Raw genomic sequence first — 2,198 nt, 5'->3', positions numbered from 1 at the left:
GCCTTGAGTGCGAACTTGAAACCAGGTTCTCGACACCTTAAGTCGAGAAAAAAGTGGCACTAGCCACTTTTTTATTTGCAGGAAGCAAAAATGCGTTTTTACACGGTCACCAGCGAATACGTTAAATTTTTACAACAGTTCGATTCAAAGGTTCCGAATAACGGAGGCCTCAACTACAAGAGTTCGAAGGTCTACATTGGTATACTTCTCGAAATCAGCAATCATAAGTTTTTAGCGCCACTTTCCTCTTACAAACCCCAACAAGACAGCATTGACTCTTCATCCCCCACAGCGTTCAAACTTCACGAGAGGCTGAATCCCGATAATAAATTAGGAATGATTGCCTTGAACTATATGATTCCGGTACTAGACAGCGAGATTGCTGAGTTAGACATAGAGGCTCAAAATGATAAGTACAAGCGTATGTTGAACAAGCAATATGAATTTATCAAGGCACATCGTACGGAAATCATGGAGCGCGCAGCCAAGCTGTACGCGCATATCGTGGTAAAGCGCACATCTTTCTTTGTACGTATTTCCTGCGACATTCCGAAACTCGTTGACGAGTACAAGAACTTCAAGCGCCCTACTGCGAACTGAGACAGTAGCTATGGCACAGTAAATAGTAAATTTCACCATACCGACGAATATGGCTTTATAGCCGGGCAATGGACGCAACCAACCTTGGAGTGTCTAGGGGCGACACTTTACCGGAGCTTGGCGAAGTTAAAAAATAATATTGTAATAAGTTAATATCTTATTACAATATATTACTACGCAAAATCCAAAAGATACTTGAGTATTGATGTTCGCGCCTATACAATAAAGAAAAGCCCCTGAGCGGCAAACTCAGAGGCTTTAGGTGACTAGGTCACGTTACAGCACGTCGCCGCTGTACAGCAGCCATATGAGTCGTAAGACCCACACGGCGAACTTGACCAACTAGGTGTGGCCCTGACGCTTGTTTTTATTGCGCATCGTCGGTGCCTCCTTCTGGGTGGCTTATCCTCCCTTATGGGTAGGAGTCGGCAATGCGACGCGTGCGAGGCGTCACGTTGCCGCAACACCCAAAGTTGATTATAAGGGCTTCAAGGCTTCAGCTTTGAGGCCCTTGTAATTTACGGCAGGTTTAGGGCAAAAAACCTCTAAATAATCCAATACTTAATCAGAGTTACGGCCTACTTAGCTCTCACAAAAAATTACGCTTGAATTTTTCGTGGTTATCGATGTTACTGCGCATATCGGCCTTATCCCAGATTTGCAGTTCCCACGGAAAATAGAAATTGCTTCTATTTTTAAAATAGACGTGCAATCCGCGATAACCCTCTTTGTCGCGTAAGTACCAATTCTTTAGGTTCAGTTCATCCTGCCAATCATCCAAAAGACTCATCACAGTGTCGATATCGTCGGCATTCAGGATAATACGCGCGCCGAAAATATCGTTTAACCAGTTGTTGACGGGGTATTGGTCTTCGCGGTTGGTGTAGCGCTCAATTTTGTCGTCAATACTTTCGCGAGTCTTAACGCGGTAAAAGTATTTGATGTCGATATCTGCCGTCATCAAGTAATCATTGATGCTCTCATGCAAAGTGAGCCGATAACGGTAAATGTGAGGAACCGGAACATTCGAAATAGTTCTAGAAAGATTAATCTTTTCTATCTTTCCGGATTCAAAGTAATCACGGGAAAAGTCGTAATGCAATCGGTTGATTTCACTGACCAATTGTTGCACTTGATTAATTTTATCCATAATAGGCTCCAAAAGTCTAAATACCATCGCTTATTGTATTTGCTAAGGATTCATGCAATGCGAGGTGTTTTGCCGATAATGTTCGGGACCTCATGGCAATATACTCAGCCATTACCTTGTTATCCTTAGAATTTTGGGCCTGCGCAGCCAGCCACAGCGTATCTGCTCCAATCTGGATGTCCAGTTCGGGCCACGCTACCGTCAAGCCTTCCCCTTCCACCAGTATGGCATTGGCAAACTGCCGAGCATCTCGCAATGGTGCTAAACCCAGAGACTCGGCTTTGTTGCATAAACGGCCCAGAAACAGGTAACCTTGGGCCATGAGTGAAGCCAGCGCCACCCCCAAGACCCGCTACCAGACACGCAACTGGGCCGAGTACAACGCCGCGCTCAAGGCGCGAGGCTCGCTGACGCTGTGGCTCGACCGCGATATGCAGTGGCTGGCCGC

Annotated in this window: 3 protein-coding genes and 1 pseudogene; 2 read left to right on the top strand and 2 right to left on the bottom strand. The window is 45.6% G+C overall.

The features are described from left to right. Positions 1-90 precede the first annotated feature (90 nt). Complete coding sequence (locus CON76_RS07500; RefSeq protein ID WP_169929012.1) at positions 91-600, top strand: type III toxin-antitoxin system ToxN/AbiQ family toxin; 510 nt, start codon at positions 91-93, stop codon at positions 598-600. A 589-nt stretch (positions 601-1,189) separates the two neighbouring features. Here the strand turns inward: CON76_RS07500 and CON76_RS07495 are convergent. Both CON76_RS07495 and CON76_RS07490 read right to left on the bottom strand, forming a co-directional pair. Further along, positions 1,190-1,750 (bottom strand): nucleotidyltransferase family protein, encoded by a 561-nt coding sequence (locus tag CON76_RS07495; protein WP_101102748.1) that lies wholly within the window; start codon positions 1,748-1,750, stop codon positions 1,190-1,192. A 16-nt stretch (positions 1,751-1,766) separates the two neighbouring features. After that, positions 1,767-2,072: a DUF2442 domain-containing protein gene (locus tag CON76_RS07490; RefSeq protein WP_101102747.1), complete on the bottom strand. Its 306-nt coding sequence runs from the start codon at positions 2,070-2,072 to the stop codon at positions 1,767-1,769. Between CON76_RS07490 and CON76_RS07485 the strand changes: the two are divergent. Next, positions 2,071-2,198 (top strand): annotated as a pseudogene (locus CON76_RS07485) (IS5/IS1182 family transposase); the annotation flags it as partial. The gene CON76_RS07490 and the pseudogene CON76_RS07485 sit on opposite strands and share 2 nt — an antisense overlap.

Origin of the sequence: Macromonas bipunctata (assembly GCF_002837135.1) — a bacterium.
In the GTDB taxonomy this organism is placed as follows: Bacteria; Pseudomonadota; Gammaproteobacteria; order Burkholderiales; family Burkholderiaceae_C; genus Macromonas_A; species Macromonas_A bipunctata.
Note: the sequence above shows the minus strand (reverse complement) of the source record. Positions and strands in the feature narration are given on the sequence as shown.

Bases quoted from the DNA above. Each gene is read 5' to 3' on its own strand.
- CON76_RS07500 (WP_169929012.1), top strand. From the start codon at position 91: ATGCGTTTTTACACGGTCACCAGCGAATACGTTAAATTTTTACAACAG.
- CON76_RS07495 (WP_101102748.1), bottom strand. From the start codon at position 1,750: ATGGATAAAATTAATCAAGTGCAACAATTGGTCAGTGAAATCAACCGA.
- CON76_RS07490 (WP_101102747.1), bottom strand. From the start codon at position 2,072: ATGGCCCAAGGTTACCTGTTTCTGGGCCGTTTATGCAACAAAGCCGAG.